Here is a 25,779-nt window from a genome sequence, read left to right on the forward strand (position 1 = left end):
TATATTGGACGCACCGACTGGATCCCGACGCGCGATTGAGACATCGTCCCTAGCGAAATGCCCGTGACGAGGGCCAGTCTGTACCTGTCCTGATTTTCACAGCACGGCACATTACAAAGGAGTAATAACGATGACCTCAGCCAAATCGAGCGTTCTCGGATCCATCAGCAGCAGCCAGCTCAATCGGCGCGCACTGCTTTCCGGCGGAGTGGGAGTGGCAGCCATCAGCATGCTCGCCGCCTGCAGCCCCGGCGGAAGCACCCCGGCCTCCGGGTCGAAGACCACCACCCTCGGATCCGGCGCATCGGATGACGTCCCGAAGCGCGCGTACGCGGCCGTCGTCGCGGCGTTCCAGAAGAAGTCCGGCGACACGGTGAAGACCAACACCGTCGCGCACAACGACTTCCAGAACAACATCAACACCTACCTGCAGGGCAGCCCGGATGACTCGTTCACCTGGTTCGCCGGCTACCGCATGCGCTACTACGCCGCCAAGGGTCTCTCCGCTCCGATCGACGACGTGTGGGACAAGATCGGCGACAACTTCAGCGAGGGCCTTGCGAAGGCATCTACTGCGGACGACGGTAAGAAGTACTTCGTGCCGAACTACAACTACCCCTGGGGTTTCTTCTACCGCAAGAGCGTCTGGGCGGCGAAGGGCTACACCGTCCCGGCCAAGTTCGACGACCTGATCACCCTCGCCAAGCAGATGCAGGCCGACGGGCTCGTACCGATCGCCTTCGCTGACAAGGACGGCTGGCCGGCGATGGGCACGTTCGACTACATCAACATGCGCACCAACGGCTACAAGTTCCACATGGACCTGACGGCTCACAAAGAGTCCTGGGATCAGAAGAAGGTCAAGGATGTCTTCGACAACTGGAAGCAGATGCTGCCGTTCCAGTCGCCGAACGCGCTCGGTCTCACCTGGCAGGAGGGTGCTCAACTCCTCGGGGAGGGCAAGGCCGGCATGTACCTGCTGGGCTCCTTCGTGACCCAGCAGTTCACCGATGCGACGGTGCTCGCCGACATCGACTTCTTCCCCTTCCCGGAGATCGCCGAGGAGGGCACGACCGCGGTCGAGGCCCCGATCGACGGCCTCATGCTCTCGAAGAAGGGTGGAAGCAACCCCGCCGCGAAGGCCTTCCTGCAGTTCATGGGAACCCCGGCCGGCCAGGAGGCGTACTTCTCGGTGGACAAGTCGAACCTCATGACGGCAAAGGGTGCTGATACCTCGGGCTACAGCGAATTCAACAAGAAGCTCGCGGATGTGATCGGCAACGCGAAGTCGATCAGCCAGTTCTTCGACCGGGATGCGCTGCCGGCCATGGCCAACAACGTCATGATCCCCGCGCTCCAGGGCTTCCTGAAGGACGGCACGATCGACACCGCCAACCTCGAGGCGCAGGCAAAAGCGCTGTACGCAGCCCAGTAAGAGAAGCCAAGTAACAAGAAAGCATCATGGCCGACACCCCCATCGGCGCGTTCGCGCCGGCCAGGAGCATCAAAGCTCCTGGCCGGCTGCGTCGCCGCTACAGCCTGCTCACTCGGCGCGACAAGATCGTGCTGGCCGTCATGGTGGCGATTCCCACCTTGATCCAGTTGATCTTCATCTGGATTCCGACAGTCCTGTCGATTCTCTTGTCGTTCGTGCGATGGAACGGGCTCGCCTTCTCCGACATCCGTCCGGCCGGTACCGCGAACTACGAGTTCGTGTTCAAGGACTATCCCCCATTCATCCCGGCGCTCCAGCACAACATCCTGTGGCTGGTGTTCCTGGCCGTGATCGCGACGCCCATCGGGCTGCTTCTCGCGATCCTGCTCGACCAGAACATCCGCGGCTCACGCATCTACCAGAGCATCTTCTTCGCCCCGGTGATGCTGTCGCTCGTCCTCATCGGCGTCATCTGGCAGCTGTTCTACTCTCAGAACAACGGCCTACTCAACTTCCTGCTCGGCACTTCCGGCACACCTCGGGCCATCGACTGGTTCGGTGATCCGAACATCAACATCTGGGCCGCACTCATTGCGGCGACCTGGCGGCACGCCGGTTACGTCATGATCCTGTATCTGGCGGGCCTCAAGGGAGTGGACCCGGCCCTCCGGGAGGCCGCGTCTCTCGACGGGGCCAACGCGGTGCAGACCTTCTTCCGGATCGTCTTCCCGGTCATGCGCCCCATCAACATCGTGATCGTGGTCATCACCATCATCGAGTCGCTGCGTGCATTCGACATCGTCTACATCATCAACGGCGGTCGAAACGGATTGGAACTCATCAGCGCGCTGGTGATCCAGAACCTCGTCGGCGAGGGCCAGGTCATCGGCGTGGGCTCGGCTCTTGCCGTGATCCTCCTGGTGGTGTCCCTGGTGCCGATCGTCATCTATCTCAGCCGTACCTTCAAGAAGGACGCCTAATGTCAACAGTCACCACGCGGAAGCCTGCGACTCCCTCTCGATCGGGATCCTCGAAGAAGGTCGGCTCGGTGCAGCGTCCGCACTACGGCACGCACATCTTCCTGATGATCATGGCTGTGGTCTGGCTCATCCCGCTCGGGTGGGCCGTCTTCACCGCGTTGCGGCCGAAAGCGGACACCGATAAGTACGGCTATTTCAGCTTCGGCGGATCCTTCAACTTCGCGAACTTCGTGACCGCGTGGAACCAGGGCGGCTTCAGCAAGCTGCTCTTCAACTCCGCGATCATCGTGGTGCCGACGGTGATCCTCACCCTGTTCTTCGCGTCGATGATGGCGTTCGCGGTGAGCCGGTTCAACTGGAAGTTCAACGTCACGCTTCTCATCATGTTCACCGCCGGCAACCTGCTACCTCCCCAGGTGCTCGCGGCCCCGTTGTTCGAGATGTTCAAGCACTTCGAATTGCCGTACAGCGTGAGTGGATCGGGAAGCCTTCTCAACACCTACTTCGCGGTGATCGCCGTCAATACCGCCTTCCAGGTGGGCTTCTGCACCTTCGTGCTCTCGAACTACATGAAGGCACTGCCCAGTGACATGACCGAGGCGGCATTCGTCGACGGAGCGGGCATCTGGCGTCAATACTGGTCGATCATCATGCCCTTGACCCGGCCGGCGCTTGCCGCCCTCGGAACCCTCGAGGTGATCTTCATCTACAACGACTTCTTCTGGCCACTCCTGTTCATCCAGAGCGGGGATATGCTCCCCCTCACTACCGGGCTGAACAACCTCAAGGGCCAGTTCCTGTCGAACTACAACCTGCTCTCAGCAGGCGCGATCATCACCGTGATCCCCACGCTCATCATCTACCTCGCCCTCCAGCGCCAATTCGTCGCCGGGCTGACGCTCGGGGCAAGTAAAGGATAGGGAATGCTCTCGATTTCGTCACGGCTTACCGCTGACGGCACCCCCGCTTTCGGATTCGGGGGCGATTACAACCCGGAGCAGTGGGACCCGTCGATCTGGCGGGAAGACGTGGCGTTGATGAAGGTGGCGGGGGTCAACCTCGTGAGCATTGGCATCTTCAGCTGGGCTCTTCTCGAGCCGTCGGAGGGCGTATACGAGTTCGGTTGGCTCGACGAGGTACTCGACCTGTTGCACGAGTCGGGCATCCGCGTGGATCTCGCCAACGCGAGCGCGTCCCCGCCGCCATGGTTCTCCCACCGTTACCCGCTCTCGCTCCCCGTCACGGCCACCGGGGTGCGACTGGGCTATGGATCCCGCCAGGCCTTCTGTGGCTCCAGCGTCGAGTACCGCCGCGCCGCCGCCGCGCTGACGACGGCCATCGCCGAGCGCTACGCCGGGCATCCGGCCGTCGTGATGTGGCACGTTCACAACGAATACGGCTGCCACAACCAGCCCTGCTACTGCGAGGCATCCGGGGCTGCTTTTCAGCGGTGGCTCGAGCGCAAGTACGTCGACATCGATGCGTTGAACGAGGCCTGGGGCACGGCCTTCTGGTCCCAGCACTATTACCACTTCGACGAGATCACGCCGCCGCGCCTGTCCGGCGCCGCGGTCAATCCCACCCAGACCCTCGATTTCGCGCGATTCTCGTCCGACGAGTTGCTCGACTGCTATCGGGCAGAGGCCGACATCCTGCGGGCGCACTCGTCGCTGCCGGTGACCACCAACTTCATGGGTTTCTCGATGGGGCTCTCGCAGCCGATCGACTACTGGGCGTGGGCGGACCACCTCGACATCATCTCGAACGACCACTACCTGATCGGGGAGGATCCGCGTAACTTCCAGGATCTCGCGATGGTGTCCGACTTCGTGCGGGGCCTCGCCTCCGGCGGGCCCTGGATGCTGATGGAGCACTCCACCTCGGCGGTCAACTGGCAGCCGCGCAACATCGCGAAGGTGCCGGGGGAGTTGCGACGCAACTCTGTGCAGCACATCGCCCGTGGTGCGGATGCGGCGCTCTTCTTCCAGTGGCGTGCAGCCGAGGCAGGCTCGGAGAAGTTCCACTCCGCGATGCTTCCCCATGCTGGCACCGACTCCCGCATCTGGCGCGAGGTCGTGGAGCTGGGTGCCCACCTCGCAAAACTGTCGGAGGTGGTCGGATCGCGGGTCGTCGGATCATCGGTCGCGATCATCCACGACACGGATGCGCGCTGGGCGAGCGAGCTCGATTCTCACCCCTCCATCGATGCGAGCCTCATGGCCGAGACCCGGCTCTGGCACGACGTGTTCTATCGACTGGGCGTCACGACGGACTTCCGTCGCTCTAGCGACGACCTGTCCGGCTTCGGTCTGGTCATCGTGCCGATGCAGTACCTGATGACGGATGCCGGATCGGCGAACCTGCGCAGTTTCACCGAGGGCGGTGGCACCGTCGTCGTCACCTACCAGTCTGGCATCGTCGATGAGGATGACCATGTGCGGCTCGGGGGATACCCCGGCGCATTCCTCGAGCTCACCGGCACTCGCATCGAGGAGTTCTATCCGCTGCACGCCGGCGAAGAGGTGGAGCTCACCCGCTACGGCACCGGGCGTGTGTTCGGCGAGCTGGGCAGATCCGTCGGGTCGGAGGTGCTGGCCGAATTCGCCAGCGGTCCGACGGCCGGATCGCCGGCCGTCACCCGCAATCGGGTCGGCGCCGGTACCGCCTATTACGTCGCGACGTCCCTCTCGGCGGCCGGCGCTCGCGAACTGGTGACCGAGATCCTCGACGCGACAGGAATCGCCGTTCCGCAGAAGTCGTCCGACGATCTGGAGATCATGCGTCGCTCAGACGGGGACCGCACCTGGATGTTCGCCATCAACCACGGCTCTACCGACGCGGCCGTCACCGTGGCGGGCCTGGAGCTCCTGGGGGGAGTGCCGACGGGAGGCACCCTCACCGTTCCAGCCGGCGGTGTCGCCGTCGTTCGAGAGGTCATTGCATGAGTTCCATCGTCAATCTGCGCGGCGGAGGGGCGGCATTGGTGCTCGACCTGTCCGGTCCGAGCCCCGTCGTCGTCCACTGGGGGGCCGACCTCGGTGAGGCGATCCCCGCTGCCTTCGCGACAAGCCCGGTCGCTCACTCGGCGCTCGACCAGCCGCCGGCACAGCATCTGGTGCCCCAATCGTCGACCGGCTGGCGCGGCCGCCCCGCGCTCGAAGGGCATCGTGCCGGTGGACGGGCGTTCTCGCCCGCCCTCGTCACCACCGGATCCCGCCCTCTCGTCCCGGACGGCCACGAGGTGACGATGACGGACCCCGCCGCCGGCCTCGTCCTCACCGTGCAGGTGCACCTTGGCGACGAGGGGATGCTGCGCATCCGCAGTGTGCTCGCCAATACCGGAGGCGACGACTTCGCCCTGCAGTCCCTCAGCACGGCCCTGCCCACCGGGCTCGGGGCGGCTGAGATCCTCGACCTGACCGGTCGCTGGTGCCGGGAGCAGCATCCGCAGCGCCAGTCGGTGCGCCAGGGCACCTGGCTGCGCGAGTACCGCCACGGCCGAACCGGCCACGACTCGTCGCTCTTCACCGCGGTGGGCACCACCGGATTCGGCAATCGGTCCGGCTCCGTCTGGGCGACCCATTTCGGTTTCAGCGGAAACCGTGTCACAGCAGTGGAGAAGACGCCGACTGGCCCTGCGCTGATCGGCAACGCCGAGTTGCTCGGCTCCGGTGAGATCCTGCTCGCGCCGGGGGAGTCCTACGAGACCCCCTGGACCTACGCATCGTTCTCGGCGCACGGGCTCGACGGCATCACCGGGACCTTCCATCGCTGGCTGCGGTCCCGCTCGCAGCATCCGTCGACAGTGCGGCCGGTGGTTCTCAACACCTGGGAAGCGGTGTACTTCGATCACAACCTCGACAGCCTCGTCGAGTTGGCCGATCGCGCCGAGCTCCTCGGCGTCGAGCGTTTCGTGCTCGACGACGGCTGGTTCCGTCACCGTCGCAACGACAAGGCAGGACTCGGCGACTGGTATGTGGATGAGGATGTCTGGCCGGGTGGCCTCACCGCGCTGATCGACGCCGTGCGGGCCCGAGGCATGCAGTTCGGCCTGTGGGTCGAGCCGGAGATGGTCAACGAGGACTCCGATGTGATCCGCGCCCACCCCGAGTGGATCAGCGGGGCAGGGCTCGGCCGCACCCCGGTGGACTGGCGGTACCAGCAGGTGCTCGACCTGGTGAACCCGGATGCCTTCGCCTACGTCTTCGATCGCCTCGATGCCCTGCTCACCGAGAACGCCATCTCCTACCTCAAGTGGGACCAGAACCGCGACCTCACCGAGATGGGACACGACGGCGCGGCCTCGACGCACGAGCAGACCCTTGCCGCGTACCGATTGATCGACGACCTGAGACGGGCGCACCCCGAGGTGGAGATCGAGAGCTGCTCCTCCGGCGGAGCACGCGTCGACCTCGGCATCCTGGAGCGCACGGACCGCGTGTGGGCGTCCGATTGCAACGACGCGCTCGAGCGGCAGACCATCCAGCGCTGGACCGAGGCGATCCTGCCCCCGGAACTGGTGGGAACTCACGTCGGTCCCACCACCTCACATACGACGGCGCGAACGCACTCGCTCTCGTTCCGTGCGATCACGGCCATGTTCGGCCACTTCGGTATCGAATGGGACGTGCGCACCCTCAGCGAATCCGACCTGCTCGAGCTCAGTGAGGCGGTCGCGCTCTACAAGAAGCACCGGGCGCTCATCCACTCCGGAGTCGCCGTCCACGGCGACCTCGTAGACCCGGCCTATCAGCTGAGTGGCACGGTCGCTCAGGACGGCAGCGAAGCCCTGTATTCCTTCGTGAGCGTCGCCACTTCGTTCGACGAGATCCCGGGTCAGGTGGGCTTCCCCGGGCTCGACCCCGACACCAGCTACGACGTGCGGGTGATCTTTCCCACAGCCACGTCACCGTACGGCGACCGGGGCAACGTGGGCTGGATCCCCGGAGCATTCACCGCCACCGGGCGTTTCCTCGGCGAGGTGGGGCTTCCGATGCCCATCCTCAATCCCGAGCACGGAGTGCTGGTGCACCTCGTTAAGACGGCGCGCGTCTAGCTGTACTGCCCAGCGACGTTGGTTGGTGTGTGACGTCTTGAAATGACGAAGACCTCCGGTGGAGGGTGGAGCTGTCTAGTTCCCCAACCGTTCCGGAGGTCTTCGTGTCTCACGCTAATGCTGCTCTGACTCCTGTTCAAAGGCTGCGCATCGCGCGGTTGATCGTCGATGAAAATTGGCGGGTCGCTCATGCGGCCGCGTTCTTCCACGTGTCGTGGCCGACCGCGAAGCGGTGGGCCGATCGGTATGCGGCGATGGGTCGGGACGGAGTCCAGGATCGTTCCTCCAGGCCGCACCGGTCACCAAACCGCACGAGCCAGGAAATAGTGCGCAAGATCGTTCATCTGCGGTGGAAGAAACGTCTCGGACCGGTCGGGATCGGCGCCCGACTCGGGGTCCCGGCCTCGACCGTCCACGCGGTGCTGACCCGATGCCGGCTCAACCGACTCCGTCACGTCGACGTTCGCACCGGGGAACCGGTCCGCCGTTACGAGCACGACAAACCCGGGGCGATGATCCACGTCGATGTGAAGAAACTCGGCAACATCCCTGATGGCGGGGGCTGGCGATACGTCGGCAGACAGCAAGGCGACCGCAACCGGGGCGCAACCCCAGTCACGGCGAGAAACAAGTACCGGCAGCCGCTGATCGGGACTGCATTTGTTCACACCGTCATCGACGACCACTCCCGCGTCGCTTACGCCGAAATTCACGGCGACGAGAAAGCCGAGACCGCTGTCGGCGTCCTCAAACGGGCCGTGTCATGGTTCGCAGACCGCGGCGTCACCGTCGAACGAGTCCTCTCCGACAACGGCTCCGCATACAAATCCCACCTCTGGCGAGACACCTGCGCCGAGCTCGGAATCAAGGTCAAAAAGACCAGGCCCTACCGACCGCAAACAAACGGCAAAATCGAACGCTTCCACCGCACCCTCGCCGATGGATGGGCATTCTCACGCCACTACAACAGCGAATCAGCCCGCAGGGCAGCACTCCCAGCATGGCTCCACGAATACAATCACCACAGGCCCCACACCGCCATCGGAGCAAAGCCACCCATCAGCCGGTTAACTAACCTGCCTGGGCAGTACATCTAGCCCTCTCGAACGGCCGAGGGCCCGACTTCCTGGGAAGTCGGGCCCTCGGTGACGCTCGGAGGGATCAGCGGTAGGTGAGGGTGTTCGTGACCGAGATCACGGTCACGACCGCAGCGCTGATGAATCCGCCGATGTACGGGTTGTTGGTGACCCGGTAGATCTTGCGACCAATGACCGCCGTGACAAACAGGATCACGATGACCGGGAACAGCCAGATCGAGAAGATCCCGCCGAAGCCGGGAATGAGCTCCCCGGTGATGGCGAAGACCGTGTACTGGGCTGCAACCAGGATGATCGGGGCAAGCGAGTTGAACAGGGCGAGCACCGCCGTGTTGCCCCACTCCCGCCCTCGGATCGTGAAGCGGTTGAAGCTGTTGATCGCCACCGAGTTCGCGAGGAAGTAGATCAGGAACAGCGGCAGGTACATCAGCGCGATTCCCAGCTTGTCTGCGGTGAACGTCGGGATCGCCAGCACCCAGAGTCGGAAGTCGGTCAGGAAGAAGTACCCGAGCACGAAGACGATTCCGAAGGCGGCAACGACCGTGATGAGACCGAGCAGGATGCCGAGCCAGAATTTCCTCCAGCCCGGCAGCACGCCGGACTCACGCAGGCTGAGCCCGTTGCGCTTGCCGAAGAGCTGGTAGGACACCGTCATGATGATCAGCGCGGCGATGCCGTTGATCGCGGCCCAGAGCCCGATGAAGAACACCGCTCCCTGCGGGATCAGCGGCGGGAGGCCGACGAAGACCGCGGTGGAGAGGGCTGTCGTCTGGCTGAGCAGCACATAGCTCACCCCGGAGAACAGGGCCGAGACCACGAGGCCACCCCAGAACCAACGGAGCCCCGTGCGGCTGTTGCCGACGAGCTCGACCGACCGGTCGAACCGGAGTCCGGCGAACAGGCGTACGCCGAGCAGGGCACGAGCGAAGGCGAGAAGGAAGATGCCGAAGCCGACGAGTCCGAGGGCGTTGAACACCGCCTTGACCTGCCAGATCTGAGATCCTGAGGCGATCGGGTTCGGGGCGCCGAGCGACTTGTCGAAGAAGTTGAGCAGGCCGGTCACCTCGCTCTTGGAGATCGGTCCCCAGGGGTGAGTCTGGGCGGGGTTCTCGATCACGCGGATGGCCTGGCGACCGTCGACGTCTTCGGAGTACGTCTTGTACGAGCTGCGGGCGCTCTCCCCGGACGGGTCGGCCCCGAAGTGCAGGAAGGACTGCGCGTTGGGCGTCGTGATGTACTGACGCGGGGTCGTGAGAGCTTTCCCGTTCTTGTCATAGCTGCGGAAGAAGAACTCGTCGTACTGGTCGGCCATGAGCCCGACATCGCGGTTGCCGTAGTAGTTCACGTACTTGCCGGTCTTCGCGTCGGCGTAGATCGGGTCGTTGTCGACGAGGTACACGGACTTGATGAGAGGGGTGTCTGCGGCGTTGTCGAGACCGACGGCCCAGTTGGCCGCGCGGGCTCCGTTGGAGTGTCCGCTGACGCCGATACGCGAGGCATCGACATACGGGAGGCGTGAGATCTCCTTCACCGCGTCGTACATTCCGGTCGCGGCATCCATCTCCTTGCCCTCGGGCATCGAGGAAGAGCTGCCATGGCCGTACATGTCGATCGACATCACCACATAGCCGCGGCGGGCGAGCTCGACGTAGTTGGAGTCCTGCATCTCCTTCTCGTTCCACCACCCGTGGGCCAGCACGATCGCCGGAAGCTTCTTATCGGCGCTCGCCGAGGCGGGCTTGAGCAACAGAGCACTCAGTGTCTGCCCGGATTCGGTCTCCCAGCTCATGCTCTTAATTGTGACCGAGCCGCCCGAGGTCTGCACGAGCGAGGCGCCGATCGCCGATACGAGGCAGAGCGCCAGGGAGAGCACGAGCCAAAACCCGTTGCGTTTCACCAGGGTGCGATTCATTGATTCCAGACTCCTTTGTTGGGTTCAAGGCTGTGTAGTGCGCCAGCGACCGGGTGGCCGTTGTCAGGCACTCGCCAGAAACTTATGGCAGGCAACGGTGGCCACGATCTCGTTGAGGCAAGGTTGCACAAATGTGCAGCGCTCGATTTCGTAGGATGTTCCCTGCCCAGCACGATTTCACAGAGCCGATGCACGAATGTGCGAGATCAGGAACCATGGCCCACCCCGAAGAATGCCTCGACGAAAGGTCCGAGACCGCGTTGCAGGCCGCCCAGATGTACTACCTGCAAGACCTCACCATGGAGGCGATCGCGAGCGAGCTGCACACCTCACGCTCGTCGGTCTCGCGGCTGCTCGGCCATGCCCGATCCTCGGGGCTGGTGGACATCCAGATCCGATCGCCCCTTGGCCGCGCCTCGCAGCTCGAGGAAGAACTGCGATCGAAATTCGGGCTAACCGCCCACATTGTCCCAGTGCCCGACAACACGAGCAGCATCGATCGCCTCGAGCGGGTGGCGATGTCGGCGGCGCGCATCCTCAATCGCTTCTTCGATTCGAACATGACCCTCGGAGTCGCCTGGGGCTCGACGATGAGTGCGGTCAGTCACCAGCTCATCCCCAAGGAGACTCACAACTCGCGTATCGTGCAGCTCAACGGGGCCGGAAACAACCAGACCACCGGCATCCTGTACGCGAGTGAGATCCTCCGGCATTTCGGCGAGGCGTTCTCCGCCCAGGTGCAGCAGTTTCCGGTACCCGCGTTCTTCGACGATCCGCGCACCAAGGAGGCGCTCTGGCGCGAGCGGAGCACGAAGCGCGTGCTCGACATCCAGGCCCGGATGGATGTCGTCTTCTTCGGACTCGGGTCTCCCTTCGCCGAGGTGCCGAGCCATGTCTACATCGGCGGCTACCTCGAGGCCGAGGACTATCGCAGCCTCACCGAGGCCCGCGTCGTCGGGGATGTCGCCACCGTCTTCTACCGGGTGGATGGTTCGTTCAGGGACATCGCGCTCAACTCGCGGGCGACCGGTCCAGACCTCGACACCCTCCGGAGGGTGCCGCGGCGGGTGTGTGTGGCCTCCGGCCGGGCCAAACTGCCGAGTCTGCGGGGAGCCATCGCGGCCGGCCTGATCACCGACCTGATCGTGGACGAGGGGCTCGCACGTCGACTCGCCGAGACCGGGTCCGTGCGCCCCTGATCGGCGCCCCCGGCCGGGTCGTGCACATTCGTGCAGTGCTCTGTGGCGAAAGACCGTCGTGTCCTAAATTGGGAAGTGGAAACCGCCTCGACAGCTGAGCGCACCGCCCCCGACAGCCCTCGTGGTTGCTCATCGATGACACCCGTTCGATAACAAAGGAGTTATTTCCCATGACCGACTACATCCTGTCGATCGATCAAGGCACCACCAGTACTCGTGCGATTATTTTCGACCATTCGGGGTCGATCGTTTCGTCCGGCCAGTTGGAGCATGAGCAGATTTTCCCGAAGGCGGGGTGGGTGGAGCATGATCCGATCGAGATTTGGAATAACACCCGTGAGGTGATCGGGCAGGCTCTGTCGAAGGCGAACATCACCCGGCACAACATCAAGGCGGTGGGGATCACGAACCAGCGGGAGACCGCGGTGGTGTGGGACAAGACCACCGGGCTTCCGGTATATAACGCGATCGTGTGGCAGGACACCCGCACCCAGCCGATCGTCGACCGGTTGGCGAACGGGGATGTCGAACGGTATAAGGCCAAGGTGGGTCTGCCGTTGGCGACCTATTTCTCCGGCACGAAGATCGTGTGGATTTTGGAGAACGTCGAGGGCGCACGGGAGAAGGCCGACGCCGGCGAGCTGCTGTTCGGCACCACGGACTCGTGGGTGTTGTGGAATTTGACCGGCGGTATCGAGGGTGGCGTGCACGCCACCGATGTCACCAACGCGTCCCGCACCCTGTTCATGGATTTGGAGACCCTGGCCTGGGATGAGGGCATCCTGGCCGACTTCGGAGTGCCGGTGTCGATGCTGCCGGAGATCCGGTCCTCCTCGGAGGTGTACGGGATGGTCTCCGAATCGTCGCTGCTGCGCGAGGTGCCGGTCGCGGGGATCCTGGGCGACCAGCAGGCCGCCACGTTCGGGCAGGCCGCGTTTGATACCGGGGAGTCGAAGAACACCTACGGCACCGGCAACTTCCTCATCTTCAACACCGGGGAAGAGATCGTCCACTCCAAGAACGGACTGCTCACCACCCTCGGCTACAAGTTGGGTGACAACAAACCGCATTACGCGTTGGAGGGATCGATCGCGGTCACCGGGTCGCTGATCCAGTGGCTGCGGGACAACCTGGGGCTGATCAGCTCCGCACCGGAGATCGAGACCCTGGCCAAAACCGTCGACGACAACGGTGGGGTGTATATCGTCCCGGCGTTCTCCGGCCTGTTCGCCCCGTACTGGCGTTCCGACGCCCGCGGGGCGATCGTCGGCCTGACCCGCTATGTCAACAAGGGTCACATCGCCCGGGCTGCGTTGGAGGCCACAGCGTTCCAAACCCGCGAAGTGTTGGACGCGGTCAACGCCGACTCCGGCGTCGATCTGACCGAGTTGAAAGTCGACGGCGGAATGGTCGCCAACGACGCGTTGATGCAGTTCCAGGCCGACATCCTCAACGTCCCCGTGGTCCGCCCGGTCGTTGCGGAAACCACCGCCCTCGGTGCCGCGTACGCGGCGGGACTCGCGGTCGGGTTCTGGGCCAACCTCGACGAACTGCGCGCGAACTGGCAGGAAGACAAACGGTGGACCCCCAACCTCGACGCCGGAGAACGCGACCGCCAAATGCGTCTCTGGAAAAAAGCCGTCACGAAAACCTTCGACTGGGTCGACGACGACGTCAAATAACCGCTCGATAGCCTTCGAACGACCGGATCGGGCCCGTCACCCCGCCCCTAGGGTGGGTAGGGGCGGGCTCGAACCAGGAGAGATCGAACAGCACCCACGCCGCGGTACACGACCACCGCGGGCGACGATCCTTCGCCGTGGTCAGCGAGGAGGCTTACTCTCCAAGAGGCGCTGTACCTGGAGCGCGAGGGTGCGAAGGAGGGATGCGTCCTTCTCGGTGAAACCGCGTGGATGGTTGTCCATGATGCAGAGCGCGCCGATGCGGTACCCATCAGGGCTCTCGATCGGATAGCCGGCGTAGAACCTCACGCCTAGGGGACCGCTCGTGAAGGGGTTGGTCGCAAAACGTGGATCGAGTGTCGCGTCCTCGATCACGAAATGCTCCGCTCGTCGAATGGTGATATCACAGTAGGCATCAGTGCGGGCCGCGTCCTCAGCAGGCAGACCGATTGCGGATTTCATCCACTGCCTATCGCCGTCGATGAACGTAATCGCTGCCATCGACACGCCGAACAGGTCTTGCGCCGTTTCAGCTATCTGATCGAAAGACAGGTCTGCCTCGGAGTCGAGGATCCCGAGCTCGACGAGAGCCCGTTGGCGACCTTCCTCGTCGGTCGGCTCATTGCGGTTGTTGAGGGCTCCCGGGGGCGCGAGGACCTGGCTGATCCACGGCGCCAACATCCCAGCCCACCGTTCGTACGTGTGCGAGCCGCGATAGATGTGGGCGTCTGTCGGGTCAAATCCCACAAAAGTGATGTGAGCGTGATCTTCGCATATTTCTCGGGTGATTCGATTGAGACGTTCGGCGTGTGTGTCCACAATTCGGGCCAGGGGCCAGGGGAAGGTGAGGCTCGAGCCCATCCGCGGGATGGAAAGCACGAAGATTTCTACACTGGCAGGAGCGTCCGCTTCGATTCCGGATATCAATCCCTCGATGCTGGTCCGCCATGTCTCGGCCGAATATAGGTCGAGAGCCTCGTTTGCCCCCACGGAGAGAACCACGCAGTCGAACTGTGCGAGGCGCAGTCGGTGGAGGGCATCGGAGCACATCTCCGCGGTCATGTCCCCGCTGACGACGATGTCGACGTCCGTGGCCCGCCGGGTGATGGCCGATACCTGTCGGGCAAGAAATCCGGCGAGTCCGAGTTCGTGCGTGAGTACCCCTCGGCCCGCGGATGCACCGTCACCAGCCAGCAGGATTCGATCGGGATTTGCTCCGGGCGCATGCACCTGCGGCGAATCGGCGGGCATCGGCAATCGTCGCCACGAATGTTGGGAATGACCGAGCCACCCGCGAACAATCGGGCGCGCGATTACTCGAACAATGTTTGCCACCACTCGGACTCCAACTAGGTCGGCTACCGCCACTCCCCGGCGCGCCTGTGATTTGCACCTTACTCTCGCTTTTCGGGTGGCTACAGTCAGGCCGGCTCTCGCAATACCCGCGGTGCCCGCGCGGCTGTGACGCCACTCAGCGGCGAGCGCCCTCCCACAGCAGGTCCTGAACGCGCAGCGCCAGACTTCGCAGCAGTGAGGCGTCGGCCGGGGTGAACCGGCGCGGCTCGACATCCATGACACACAGCGCCCCGAGCCGGTAGCCTTCCGGGCTCTCGATCGGATAGCCCGCATAGAACCGCACTCCGCCGGCACCGACCACGAGGGGACTGTCGACGAAACGGGCATCCTTCCGCGCGTCTTCGAGCACGAACTGTCGTGCCTCCTCGATGGTGACGTTGCAGAAAGCGTCTGCTCGGGGGAGGGTCTCGGCGCGGAATCCGATGGCCGACTTCATCCACTGCCGGTCCTCGTCGATGAAGGTGATCGCGGCCATCGGTACGTCGAAGAGGTCACGAGCGATCGAAGCGATCAGGTCGAAGGATTCGCTGGGGGCGGAGTCGAGGAAGTCGAGCTCGTCGAGGGAGTCCTGTCGGCGTCCCTCGTCCGTGATCTCCCGGCGGAGGGACGCCGTGTGGCGCAGCTTCTCGCTGATCGGCGGCGCGATCTGCGATGCCCAGCGCTCGTGGGTGGTGCCGTCCATGGCCCGGTGGGCGTCTGCGTGGTCCACTTCGACGACGGTGGTGTGGGGCAGATCCGCACAGATCTGGACGGTGATCGCATTGAATGCTCTCGCCTTATGGGTCACGAGATGCTCGAATACGCGCGGGAATTTCGACAGCGGGCTGAACATGGGCAGAGCGACCACGAAGATCTGCGTCTCGGCGGGTGAGTCCCGCCGGACGGACCCGATCAGGTCGGACATATCCTCTCGCCAGGACCGTGAGGGACGCAATCCCAGCGCCTCAATCACCCCGACCGCGAGCACGATCGCATCGAATCGGCTGAGTTCGAGCGAGGCGAGGCTTGTCGTGCATTCCTTCGCCGTCATACCCGCGCGAGCGACGATGTCGATGTCGACACCGCGATTGGTCAGCGCCGCGAGGCGGCGGGCGAGTTGTCCGGCCAGGGCGAGGTCATGGGTCAACACGCCATGTCCGGCGGCGATCCCACTTCCCGAAAGCAGGATGCGCGCGGGGCTGTTTCCTGGCCCATGAACGGTCGGTGCTCCGACCGGGTTGGGGAATCGAAGCCAGGAGTTCGTGGACATCTCCAGCCACAGCTGGATGAATGGCTTCAGGAGGGCAGAGCCGACGTACCGAAACATTTCGGCCCCCGGTCCGGACAGATGTCCTCGGGCCCCAGTTCCCACCCGTGCAACCCACCCTACGCCCCGAAAGGGGGGTACGTCAGAACAGCCGGTCAGTCAGGCGATTCGGGGTGCCGAAACGGTGGGCCGTGATGCTCACCGCCTGTTCGCGCAGGAACGGGAGGAGTTCGATCCGGCCAGCTGCGGTCACCGCTCCGCTGTAGATCGCGACATCCGGCCGCCCTCCGATCGCCCGGGCCAACGCCGCCGGGTCGCCGCCGATCAGGCGGATGCGGGTGGCCGCCGACGACGGGACTCGCGCGAGCCAGGTCGCGTCATCCTCGACGACGACACCCAGGTCGGCGAGCGCACCGATCGGCACGGCGCTGGACACGGTCAGAGTCGATTCGGCGAGGAGGCCCGCGCCGACGACGCGCAGCAGATCGGCGACCGGCGCGCCCTCGCAGAGACGGATCGTCACCGGCACCGGGAGGTAGCGGAACACGTTGCGCTCCGCGGTCAGCCCAGACACATCCACGGCCCGACCGAAGCCGGCGTTCCACGCGGCGGCATCGCTGCCGAAGGCGCCGGACAGAGAATCATCCGTCTCGAGGAGCGCCCTCACTGCCGGATGGGTGATCGCCTCCCCGGGAGCGGAGTGGTGAGCCGGTACCCAGGAACCGAGTCCCACGAGATAGTTCGGGCCGCCGGCCTTGGTGCCCGCGCCCACCGAGGACTTCTTCCAGCCGCCGAACGGCTGGCGCTGCACGATCGCCCCGGTGATGCCGCGATTCACGTAGAGGTTGCCGGCCTGTACGGTGTCGAGCCAGAGGGCCAGCTCCGCCGGGTCGAGGGAGTGGATGCCGGCGGTGAGCCCGAAGTCGGTCTCGTTCTGCAGCACGATGGCCTCCTCGAGCGTCGGGGCGGTCATCACCCCGAGGACCGGTCCGAAGTACTCGGTCTGGTGGAAGGCGGATCCGCGACGCACTCCGGTGCGCACGCCCGGCGACCAGAGCTGTCCGTCGCGATCGAGCTTGCGCGGGCTGAGCATCCACGATTCACCCTCGCCGAGAGTGGTGAGGGCGTCGAGGAGCTTGCCGCGGGCCGGCTCGATGAGCGGTCCCATCTGGGTGGACGCATCGGTCGGATAGCCGACTTTGAGCGAAGCCACCGCATCACGAAGCTGGTTGGTGAAGCGTGCGGAGTCGGCGACCGATCCGACCAGGATCACCAGGGAAGCGGCCGAGCATTTCTGGCCGGCGTGGCCGAAGGCGGAGGCGACGACGTCTTTGACGGCCAGGTCCAGATCGGCGCTCGGGGTGACGATGATCGCGTTCTTGCCGCTCGTCTCGGCGAGGAGGGGCAGGTCGGGCCGGAAGCTCCGGAACAGCTCGGCCGTCTCATACCCGCCGGTGAGGATCACGCGGTCCACCGCGGGGTGCGAGATCAGCTGGGTGCCGAGATCGCGCTCGCTCAGTTGTACGAGCTGCAGCACCTCACGGGGCACCCCACCCTCCCAGAGCGCCTCCGCCAACACCGCGCCGCAGCGGGCGGACAGGGCGGCGGGCTTCAGGATGACCGCGCTGCCGGACGCGAGGGCGGCGAGCGTCGACCCCGCGGGGATCGCCACGGGGAAGTTCCAGGGCGGCGTCACGACGGTGAGCTTCGAGGGCACGAAGGTGGCACCGTCGACGGTCTCGAGCGTTCGGGCGAGCTCGGCGTAGTAGTGGGCGAAATCGATCGCCTCACTCACCTCGGGATCGCCCTGGTCGATGGTCTTCCCGGCCTCGCTCGCCATCACCTCGAGCAGTTGCGCCCGTCGGGCGCTCAGCGCATCTCCGGCGCGATGGAGGATGGCGGCGCGTTCGGCCGCCGGGCGTGTGCCCCAGGCCGCTCCCGCGGCCGAGGTCTGCGTGATCACGCGGGCGAGCTCATCCGCATCGGTGATGACGGAGGATGCGACTCTCGCGCTGCCGAGGGTCGACGTGGCGACACGCTCGAGGATGGCGGCGCTCCACGCCCGGTTGGCCGGAAGTGAGGGATCGGTGTCGGCTTGATTCACGAAACTGTCCGTCGTCGCGGGCTCTGCGACCGCGCGATCCTGCGTTCGTCGCGGCGACGGGACACCCCGGTCGAGCTGGGCGAGCGAAGCGAGGAAGCGCTGCTTCTCCCGCTCGAACAGCGCCTCGTTGCTGGAGAGTTCGAACACGGCCGACATGAAGTTATCCTGGCTGGCCCCCTCCTCGAGCCGACGGATCAGGTAGGCGATCGCGACGTCGAATTCCTTCGGGTGCACCACCGGCGTGTAGAGCAGCAGCCCTCCGACATCTTTCTTCACCGCTTCGGCCTGGCCGGTGGCCATGCCGAGCAGCATCTCGAACTCGATGCCGTGCTGCACGCCGCGCTTGCCGGCGAGGAGCCAGGCGTAGGCGACGTCGAAGAGGTTGTGACCGGCGACGCCGAGGCGGACGGCGTCGATCCGCTCGGGTCGAAGAGCGTAGTCGAGGATGCGCTTGTAGTTGGTGTCGGTGTCTTGCTTGGTCGACCAGGTGGCGAGCGGCCAGCTGCGAAGGGACGACTCGACCTGCTCCATCGGAAGGTTGGCCCCCTTCACGAGGCGCACCTTGATCGAGGAGCCGCCGGCGGCCTGGCGACGGACCGCCCAGTCTCCAAGCGTGACCATCGCGGAGAGGGCATCAGGCAAGTAGGCCTGGAGCACGATTCCGGCCTCGAGTGAGGCGAAACGCGGCTGGTCGAGGATGCGAGTGAAGACGGCGACGGTGAGGTCGAGGTCCTTGTACTCCTCCATGTCGAGGTTGATGAACTTTGCCGGCGTCGAGGAAGCCGCCCTTTCGAACAGCGGGGCGAGGCTCGTGACGACGTGGTCGACATCCGCTTCGAAGGCCCAGGGCGAGTGGGGGGCGACGGATGAGGAGACCTTGATCGAGACATAGTCGACGTCGTCTCGGGCCAGCAGGGCGTGCGTCCCAGCGAGGCGGCGGGCGGCTTCGCGCTCACCGAGCACCGCTTCGCCGAGGAGGTTCACGTTGAGCTTCGCCCCATCGGCCCGGAGTGCCCCGATCGCGGCGCCGAGCCTGGCAGGTGTGGCATCCACGATGAGGTGTCCGACCATGCCGCGCAACACCCGCCGGGCGATCGGCACGACGATGCCCGGCAGCACGGGCGCGAACAGGCCGCCGAGGCGCACCGCTGCCCGCAGGTGGGCGGGGAGGAAGGCGGGCACGTGCGGGGCGAGAGCGGCGAGGTTGCGGGCCGCGACCGGCAGGTCCTCCGGACGAATCACGCCATCGACGAAGCCGACGGTGAAGTCGAGCCCCTTCGGATCCTTCAGCACCCCGGCGAGACGCTGGGCGGAGGCATTCACCGGCACCCGGGAGGCCTCCTCGAGCCAGCGGCGCACGAGGGCAACGGTGCGCTCGGCCAGCTCGGGGGAGAGGGCGTCATCGAGAGACGTGGTGGTGGCGGTGTCGGTCACGGGGGTCCTTTCGCGGCGATCTGTATCCAGTATCGATTCGCGTATCCAGTTAGGTAAAGCGACCGTTTCTGACGGGTATTCTTAAGCAGAACTGACTGATTGGATGCCGGGATGCTCGATGTTCGACGGCTTCGCCTCCTGCGCGAACTCCAGATCCGCGGCACCCTCGCCGGCGTGGCCGAAGCGTTGAGCTTCAGTCCCTCCGCGGTGTCCCAGCAGCTGAGCCAGCTCGAGAAGGAGGTGGGTGTCGAGCTTCTGCGAACCTCGGGGCGGCGGGTCGTGCTCACCCCCCAGGCCGAGATCCTCGTCACCCACACCGCGGAGGTGCTGCGCACGCTCGAACGCGCCGAGGCCGAACTCGCCTCGTCCCTCACCGCCGTCACCGGAACGGTGCGCGTCGCGGTGTTCCAGTCCGCTGCGCTCGCGCTCATGCCCGAGGCGCTCTCCGTCATGGAGACCGAGTACCCCGAGGTGCGGGTGGAGATGGTGCAGCGCGAGCCGGAGTCCGCCCTGCGGGAGACCTGGGCGCGTGACTTCGACCTGGTGATCGCGGAAGCCTACCCGGGGCACGCGGCCCCTAGGCATCCGGAGCTCGATCGGCGCACCCTGACGACTGATGCGATCCGTCTCGCGACGCCGCCCGCCGGTCGCGGTCGATCGCACCCGGCCTCGATCGAGGAGGCGGCGGATGCCGCGTGGGTGATGGAACCGCGCGGCACCGCATCCCGGCACTGGGCCGAGCAGGCGTGTCGCCGCGCCGGATTCGAACCCGACGTGCGGTTCGAGACGGCGGACCTGCAGTCCCATATGCGCCTGGTCGAGTCGGGCAACGCCGTCGCGTTGCTGCCCGACCTGGTCTGGACCGGGCGGGGCACCACGGCGCGGCTGGTGCTGCTGCCGGAGCATCCGCAGCGCACGATCTTCACATCGGTGCGCGAAGCCAGCAGCACCCGCCCGGCGATCGTGGCCGTTCGCGAGGTGCTCGACCGCGCGGTGCGTCTCGTCACCGGCTGACCCGCGGCACCCTTCTGTACCGAAAACGCAGGAGATCCGCCACCAAACGCCGTGCGCCGCCGCCGGAGGGGCCCTTTCGTGGCGAATCTCCTGCGTTTTTGGGGGACCTTGGGGGAGGGGCCGCGACATGAAACCGGGCCCGGAGCGGATGCCCCGGGCCCGGCGAGCGGACCGACCGATCGGAGTCGGCGCCGCTATGTCAGCCGACGGATGCCACGGCCAGCGAACCCGACTTCGCTGACAGCAGCAACAGGTCGGCAGCCTTTTCGCCGATGACCATCGACGGTGCCTGGGTGTGTCCGCGGATGATGTCCGGCATCACAGACGCGTCGGCGACGCGGAGCCCCTGCACGCAGCGCACCCGCAGTTCCTCGTCGACCACGGATGCGGCATCGGTGCCCATGCGGGCGGTCCCCACCGGGTGATAGAGGGTGTGCGCTGCCGTTTCGAGCGCCAGCGCATCGCGCTCGACCCGCCCGAGCGCGTCAGCGCCTTCCGGAGCGAGGAAGTGCGGGCCGGTCGTGGTCTGCAGGGCCGGCGCTGAGAGGATGTCCTCGCAGATTCCGAGGCCGGCCATCAGCCGCGCGCGGTCCGAGCCCGCGGCATCGCTCAGGTACCGCGGATCGATGACCGCCTTCGCGAGCGGGTCCGCCGAGGCGAGGGTGACCGTGCCCGTGCTCTCGGGCGTGAGCAGGATCGCCCCGACCGTGATCGCATGGGCCGGCGCCGGGATGAGGCCCTCCCCGATGAAGGCCACCGGGGCGAAGATTATCTCGATGTCGGGGAGGTCGAGGGTCGGATCCGAGCGCACGAAACCGTACGCCTCTGCCACGTTCGAGGTGAGCATGCCCCGGCCCCGGGTGAGGAAGCTCGCGAGCTCCGGCAGCTTCTTCGCCGAGAAGAGGGTGTCGCCCGCAGTCTCGACGATGAGGCCGGAGAGCAGGTGATCGCGCAGGTTCTCGCCAACCTCCGGTGCGTCGACGAGCACCGGGATACCATGCTTCTCGAGTTGGGCCTTCGGCCCGATGCCCGAGAGCATGAGCAGCTGGGGCGTGTTCACCGCCCCGCCCGAGAGCACGACCTCCTGGCGCGCAGTCACCCGTGTCGGAGTGCCGTCGTGTATGTACTCCACGCCGACAGCGCGAGTGCCGTCGAACAGCACCCGCGTGGCCTGGGCCCCAGTGCGCACAGTGAGGGTGCCGCGCGCCTTCGCGGGCACGAGGTAGCCGTCGGCACTCGAGAATCGCTTGCCCTTCCTCTGGCTCACCATGGTCTGGCTGAAGCCGTCGGGTCGGGCGGTGTTCGGCGCTACGACCCGGTATCCCGCTTGCACGACGGCTTTCAGGAAGGTCGCGGTATGGGATCGGGGGCTGCGCTGGTGCTCGATGCTGATGGCGCCTCCGGAACCCTGGTCCGGATCCGTGTTGCCCTCGACCCGTTCAACGCTTCGGAAGTACGGCAACAGTGCCGAGTACGACCACGCCGCTCCTGCTTTCGCCGCCCACCCGTCGTAGTCGGCGGCGAACCCGCGCACCCACATCATCGCGTTGATCGAGGACGATCCACCGAGCATCCTGCCCCTCGGCCAGTAGATCGTGCGGCCGGCCAACTCCGGCTGAGGGGTCGTGTCGTAATTCCAGTCCAGCTCGGAACGGAATAGCCCGGAGAACGCGGCGGGGATGTGCACCTCGGTCTTCGTGTCGGCGGGCCCGGCCTCAAGCAGCAGCACCGTGTGCGTGCCGTCTTCAGTGAGCCTGGCCGCCACGGCGGCTCCGGATGCCCCGGCCCCGACCACCACGAAATCGAAGGTCTCCGGTGCCGACGAGACGGCAGCGCTCATACCCGCACCTCGAGGCCCCGGAGGTCCTTGCGCAGGATCTTGCCTGACGACGACTTGGGAATTGTCTCGATGAACGACACCTGGCGGATCTTCTTGTATGGCGCCACGTGTTCGGCGACGAAGGCCATGACCTCCTCGGCGGTGATCTCGGCTCCGGGCTGCACGACGACGAACGCCTTCGGCACTTCTTCGCCCTCGGCGTCGTGGGCTCCCACCACCGCGGCGTCCGCGATGCTCGCGTGGGTGAGCAGCAGCGCCTCGAGCTCGGCCGGGGCCACCTGGTACCCCTTGTACTTGATGAGCTCCTTCAGGCGGTCGACGATCGAGACGATCCCCTCCGATGTCACCGTGGCGATGTCCCCGGTGTGAAGGAACCCGTCTGCATCGATCGTGGCGCGGGTCGCCTCGTCGTTGCCGAGGTAGCCCCGCATGATGTTCGGCCCCCGGCACAGCAGCTCGCCGGGTGCGCTCGTGCCCTCTTCCGGCACCTCGATCTCGGCGCCGGTCGCGGTGTCGATGAGCTTGCACTCGATGTTGGGAAGGGTGATGCCCACCGACCCGAGCGGGATGTCGTCGCGGTCCGCCGGGATCGTGTGCGAAACCGGGCTCATCTCGCTCATCCCGAAGCCCTGGCGCACGCGGCAACCGATGCGATCTGCGACGGCATGGCCGAGCGTGTCGTCGAAGGGGGCGGCTCCGGAGACGATGAACTCAATGCTCGTGAGGTCGTACTGGTCGACGAGCGGATGCTTCGCCAACGCGACCGCGATCGGCGGAGCGATGAACGCCCAGGTGATGCGGAAGTCCTGGATGATGCGCAGGAACTCCGCAAGGTCGAATCGCGGCATCGTGACGAGGCGAGCCCGACTGCGAAACGCGAGGTTGAGCAGCACCGTCATGCCGTAGATGTGGAAGAACGGCAGGATCGCCAGGATGCGGGCATCCGCCCCGGCTCCCAGCAGCGGCATCGACTGGGCGACGTTGGCCACCAGGTTGCGGTGGGTGAGGATCACGCCCTTCGGGCGCCCGGTGGTGCCCGAGGAATAGGGGAGCACGGCTATCTGCTCGGCCGGATCGAAGCTCACCTCCGGGGCGGCGTTGCCCTCCATCAGGAGATCGCGGAGGGAGGCGAAGCCCTCGGCACCGTCGAGCACGATCACCTGGTCGTCAGCGAGGCCGGCGCGGGATGCCGCGTCCTTCGCCGCCGCGAGAAGCGGCGACACAGTGAAGAGGAAGCGTGCCTTCGAATCGACGAGCTGTGTTCCCATCTCCTCCCCGTTGTAGAGGGCGTTCACGGTGGTGGCGATGGCGCCCGACCGCAGGATGCCGTGGAACACCGCCGCGAACGCGGGCACGTTGGGCGAGTGCAGTGCCACGACATCCCCAAGTCCGATGCCGCGGGTCGCGAGTGCGCCGGCCACGAGCCCGATCTGGCCGATCAACTGGCGATAGGTGGTCTCGGCGCCGGAGGCACCGTCCACGATCGCGACGCGGTCAAGATCGGCCGGGTCGATGTTACCGAAGAGGAAGTCGTAGACACTCAGATTCGGGATCTCGACATCGGGCAGGGGTCCTCGAAAAACCACGTGAATCTCCTTTGATCGTGTGGTGGGTACTGCTTCTACTGGTGGGGCAAACCTAGCGGGATCGCGCTCGCGAAGTCAGGCGCGGAATGCCGAGATGAAGATGCCGGGCATCTTCAGCCACGACGGTGATGCCGCGAAGCCCGACAGGAGCCTTCCAGTCTTCTTCGCACTGCGCGCCGTCACGAACCACGGGGGCTTCGGGAAAAGCGCGAACTCACCGTGCAGCGCCGACCGGGGGAACGGCCGGAACGGACCGCGTGCGATCGTCTTCTCGGTGTTGGCCAGAAGGAAGGAGTTGTGCACCACGCCGATGCCGCTCTGCACATTGTCGAGTGTGTGACCGGGGAACGCGCCCCACGGAGCTCCCGGAGTGAGGAATCCGAGTGCGGTCCAGGTATTGACCGCGATGGTGCCGTAGTCGAGTCGGGCGAGGGCATTCTCGAATCCCGCCCCGAGGCGTGCGATCGTGCTTGGCATGCCGAGGATGTTCGCTCCGAGGGTGCCGACGAAATCGCGGTTGACCGTGTCGACGGCCGTATCGAGGAAGGCCTGGCCGGTTCCGGGCAGTTCGATCACGCCGAGCACCGGCGAGAAGTACTCGGTCGTCAGGATCGTCGAAGGGTCGTCGTCGGCGTGGATGTCGACGAGCAGGCGCCCCCCGCTCGAACCGAAACGCTCCGCGCCGGGGTAGGAGCTGGATGCCTGACCGACCCGGTCATCGCTTCCCGGGTACCACGGCGCTCGATCGGGGGTGCGGGCGAGGGCGCTGCGCAGCTCGGCGAGAAACGCCGTGCGCTGCGGCCAGTCGGAGCTGAGCACGACGATCTGGCCCGCGATGCAGTTGTAGCCTCCGTTGTGCAGGCGCTGGGTCACAACGTGTTCGGCCTGATAGGTGAGGTCGGCCTTCGACCAGTTACCCGGGAGCACGATGATCGGGGCGACGCCGCCGAGTTCACTGGTGATCGGCTTCTGCAGCAGCGGAGTGCCCGCCCTCTTGCGGTCGATTGCGCCCGGCCCGCTTCCCCAGACGATCAGGTCGTGGGTGGCCGCGCTGCCGGTGATGTGCACGTGGGATATCCCGGGATGGTTTGCGAGGTAGCTCCCCACATCGCCGGCGCCGGTGACGATGCGCAGCAGGCCGAGGTCGATGAGAGGTTTGAATGCGGCGGAGTAGGGGGCGAGCATCCGGTCCATCACGGGGTTGAGCTTGAGCAGCGCGACCCGGTTGTGCGCGATGAGCTCGTAGAGCACGTCGAGGGGAGGGATGGAGGTGATGTTTCCGGCGCCCAGCACGAGGCCGACGCCGCCCGTCTCGGTCGGGGTGAGGGCGCCGAGGCCGGCGGATGACCGAACCGAGTCCGTCGATTCGCCCGGCTTCATCCACACCTCGGCGCTGAAGCCGTGAAGCAGCAGCGCTTCGTAGGGGTTGGCCGGCAGCACCGGCACGCTCACCCGGCCGCCGGGGGCGGTGCCAAGCTTCCGATCGGCGAGGGGGCTCTTGCCGGCAGCGATCTCCCCGAGAGAATGCTGGAGGGCGAGGAGAGTCGAGAGCACGATGTACGGGCCCGAGATCCATTCCTCGCCGACGTAGGGGGAGTCGGGGTCGAGGTTCTTCGCGCGGGTGGCGGCGTCGACCCACTGATCGGTGACGGCGGCGACGGAGGAGTGCACCTTGCCGAGGAGCGCGATCCTGGCCGGGATCGGCATCGTCGCCCAGCGGGACTCGCCGGCGGAGAGCTGGGTGATCGCCGCATCCAGATCGGCGCGAATCGCCTGGTCGAGGGCGGGCGTGGTGGGTACGGCCGCGGCGGGCACGGTCGGATCTGTGGTGGTCATCA

16 protein-coding genes are annotated in these 25,779 nt (G+C 65.7%); 9 read left to right on the forward strand and 7 right to left on the reverse strand.

Annotated elements, in window-relative coordinates; genetic code table 11:
- Window positions 1-130: 130 nt before the first annotated feature.
- From ACVXZ4_RS04845 to ACVXZ4_RS04870, 6 genes are all read left to right on the forward strand, one after another.
- Complete coding sequence (locus ACVXZ4_RS04845; RefSeq protein ID WP_461797106.1) at window positions 131-1,435, forward strand: ABC transporter substrate-binding protein; 1,305 nt, start codon at window positions 131-133, stop codon at window positions 1,433-1,435.
- A 26-nt stretch (window positions 1,436-1,461) separates the two neighbouring features.
- Window positions 1,462-2,415: a carbohydrate ABC transporter permease gene (locus ACVXZ4_RS04850; RefSeq protein WP_461797107.1), complete on the forward strand. Its 954-nt coding sequence runs from the start codon at window positions 1,462-1,464 to the stop codon at window positions 2,413-2,415.
- On the forward strand, window positions 2,415-3,335 hold the full coding sequence (locus ACVXZ4_RS04855; RefSeq protein ID WP_461797108.1) for a carbohydrate ABC transporter permease: 921 nt from the start codon (window positions 2,415-2,417) through the stop codon (window positions 3,333-3,335). The genes ACVXZ4_RS04850 and ACVXZ4_RS04855 overlap by 1 nt, the downstream gene beginning before the upstream one ends.
- 3 nt (window positions 3,336-3,338) lie before the next feature.
- Window positions 3,339-5,360 carry a beta-galactosidase gene (locus ACVXZ4_RS04860; RefSeq protein WP_461797109.1) on the forward strand — a complete coding sequence of 674 codons (2,022 nt, stop codon included), beginning with the start codon at window positions 3,339-3,341 and terminating at the stop codon, window positions 5,358-5,360.
- Window positions 5,357-7,471, forward strand: a complete 2,115-nt coding sequence (locus tag ACVXZ4_RS04865; RefSeq protein WP_461797110.1) for an alpha-galactosidase — start codon at window positions 5,357-5,359, stop codon at window positions 7,469-7,471. The genes ACVXZ4_RS04860 and ACVXZ4_RS04865 overlap by 4 nt, the downstream gene beginning before the upstream one ends.
- A gap of 104 nt (window positions 7,472-7,575) precedes the next feature.
- On the forward strand, window positions 7,576-8,568 hold the full coding sequence (locus ACVXZ4_RS04870) for an IS481 family transposase (protein WP_461797111.1): 993 nt from the start codon (window positions 7,576-7,578) through the stop codon (window positions 8,566-8,568).
- Between the two features lie 64 nt (window positions 8,569-8,632).
- Here the strand turns inward: ACVXZ4_RS04870 and ACVXZ4_RS04875 are convergent, their stop codons facing one another.
- Window positions 8,633-10,480, reverse strand: a complete 1,848-nt coding sequence (locus tag ACVXZ4_RS04875) for a CocE/NonD family hydrolase (RefSeq protein ID WP_461797112.1) — start codon at window positions 10,478-10,480, stop codon at window positions 8,633-8,635.
- A 215-nt stretch (window positions 10,481-10,695) separates the two neighbouring features.
- Here ACVXZ4_RS04875 and ACVXZ4_RS04880 point away from each other — a divergent pair, with 215 nt between their 5' ends.
- Both ACVXZ4_RS04880 and glpK read left to right on the forward strand, forming a co-directional pair.
- Window positions 10,696-11,679: a sugar-binding transcriptional regulator gene (locus ACVXZ4_RS04880; protein ID WP_461797113.1), complete on the forward strand. Its 984-nt coding sequence runs from the start codon at window positions 10,696-10,698 to the stop codon at window positions 11,677-11,679.
- Window positions 11,680-11,849: 170 nt separating this feature from the next.
- On the forward strand, window positions 11,850-13,361 hold the full coding sequence (glpK, locus tag ACVXZ4_RS04885) for a glycerol kinase GlpK (RefSeq protein ID WP_461794793.1): 1,512 nt from the start codon (window positions 11,850-11,852) through the stop codon (window positions 13,359-13,361).
- Between the two features lie 141 nt (window positions 13,362-13,502).
- Here glpK and ACVXZ4_RS04890 read toward each other — a convergent pair whose 3' ends face one another.
- The 3 genes from ACVXZ4_RS04890 to ACVXZ4_RS04900 form a co-directional block, all read right to left on the reverse strand.
- Window positions 13,503-14,612, reverse strand: a complete 1,110-nt coding sequence (locus ACVXZ4_RS04890; protein ID WP_461797114.1) for a GAF domain-containing protein — start codon at window positions 14,610-14,612, stop codon at window positions 13,503-13,505.
- Between the two features lie 220 nt (window positions 14,613-14,832).
- Window positions 14,833-16,023 carry a GAF domain-containing protein gene (locus ACVXZ4_RS04895; RefSeq protein WP_461797115.1) on the reverse strand — a complete coding sequence of 397 codons (1,191 nt, stop codon included), beginning with the start codon at window positions 16,021-16,023 and terminating at the stop codon, window positions 14,833-14,835.
- Window positions 16,024-16,105: 82 nt separating this feature from the next.
- Window positions 16,106-19,501, reverse strand: a complete 3,396-nt coding sequence (locus tag ACVXZ4_RS04900) for a bifunctional proline dehydrogenase/L-glutamate gamma-semialdehyde dehydrogenase (RefSeq protein WP_461797116.1) — start codon at window positions 19,499-19,501, stop codon at window positions 16,106-16,108.
- 111 nt (window positions 19,502-19,612) lie between these two features.
- On the opposite strand from ACVXZ4_RS04900, the gene ACVXZ4_RS04905 reads away from it, so the two are divergent.
- The gene (locus tag ACVXZ4_RS04905) at window positions 19,613-20,515 is read left to right on the forward strand and encodes a LysR substrate-binding domain-containing protein (protein ID WP_461797117.1); all 903 of its coding nucleotides are present in this window, start codon (window positions 19,613-19,615) and stop codon (window positions 20,513-20,515) included.
- A gap of 199 nt (window positions 20,516-20,714) precedes the next feature.
- On the opposite strand, the gene ACVXZ4_RS04910 is transcribed toward ACVXZ4_RS04905, so the two are convergent.
- From ACVXZ4_RS04910 to ACVXZ4_RS04920, 3 genes are all read right to left on the reverse strand, one after another.
- Window positions 20,715-22,355: a GMC family oxidoreductase gene (locus ACVXZ4_RS04910; protein WP_461797118.1), complete on the reverse strand. Its 1,641-nt coding sequence runs from the start codon at window positions 22,353-22,355 to the stop codon at window positions 20,715-20,717.
- The gene (locus ACVXZ4_RS04915) at window positions 22,352-23,941 is read right to left on the reverse strand and encodes an AMP-binding protein (RefSeq protein WP_461797119.1); all 1,590 of its coding nucleotides are present in this window, start codon (window positions 23,939-23,941) and stop codon (window positions 22,352-22,354) included. The genes ACVXZ4_RS04910 and ACVXZ4_RS04915 overlap by 4 nt, the downstream gene beginning before the upstream one ends.
- 75 nt (window positions 23,942-24,016) lie before the next feature.
- On the reverse strand, window positions 24,017-25,777 hold the full coding sequence (locus tag ACVXZ4_RS04920) for an aldehyde dehydrogenase family protein (RefSeq protein WP_461797120.1): 1,761 nt from the start codon (window positions 25,775-25,777) through the stop codon (window positions 24,017-24,019).
- Window positions 25,778-25,779: the final 2 nt, after the last annotated feature.

The organism is Lacisediminihabitans sp. FW035, assembly GCF_054880895.1.

Bases quoted from the DNA above. Each gene is read 5' to 3' on its own strand.
- ACVXZ4_RS04860 (WP_461797109.1), top strand. From the start codon at position 3,339: ATGCTCTCGATTTCGTCACGGCTTACCGCTGACGGCACCCCCGCTTTC.
- ACVXZ4_RS04905 (WP_461797117.1), top strand. From the start codon at position 19,613: ATGCTCGATGTTCGACGGCTTCGCCTCCTGCGCGAACTCCAGATCCGC.
- ACVXZ4_RS04910 (WP_461797118.1), bottom strand. From the start codon at position 22,355: ATGAGCGCTGCCGTCTCGTCGGCACCGGAGACCTTCGATTTCGTGGTG.
- ACVXZ4_RS04895 (WP_461797115.1), bottom strand. From the start codon at position 16,023: ATGTTTCGGTACGTCGGCTCTGCCCTCCTGAAGCCATTCATCCAGCTG.
- ACVXZ4_RS04890 (WP_461797114.1), bottom strand. From the start codon at position 14,612: ATGCCCGCCGATTCGCCGCAGGTGCATGCGCCCGGAGCAAATCCCGAT.
- ACVXZ4_RS04865 (WP_461797110.1), top strand. From the start codon at position 5,357: ATGAGTTCCATCGTCAATCTGCGCGGCGGAGGGGCGGCATTGGTGCTC.
- ACVXZ4_RS04875 (WP_461797112.1), bottom strand. From the start codon at position 10,480: ATGAATCGCACCCTGGTGAAACGCAACGGGTTTTGGCTCGTGCTCTCC.
- ACVXZ4_RS04880 (WP_461797113.1), top strand. From the start codon at position 10,696: ATGGCCCACCCCGAAGAATGCCTCGACGAAAGGTCCGAGACCGCGTTG.
- ACVXZ4_RS04855 (WP_461797108.1), top strand. From the start codon at position 2,415: ATGTCAACAGTCACCACGCGGAAGCCTGCGACTCCCTCTCGATCGGGA.
- ACVXZ4_RS04920 (WP_461797120.1), bottom strand. From the start codon at position 25,777: ATGACCACCACAGATCCGACCGTGCCCGCCGCGGCCGTACCCACCACG.
- glpK (WP_461794793.1), top strand. From the start codon at position 11,850: ATGACCGACTACATCCTGTCGATCGATCAAGGCACCACCAGTACTCGT.
- ACVXZ4_RS04845 (WP_461797106.1), top strand. From the start codon at position 131: ATGACCTCAGCCAAATCGAGCGTTCTCGGATCCATCAGCAGCAGCCAG.
- ACVXZ4_RS04850 (WP_461797107.1), top strand. From the start codon at position 1,462: ATGGCCGACACCCCCATCGGCGCGTTCGCGCCGGCCAGGAGCATCAAA.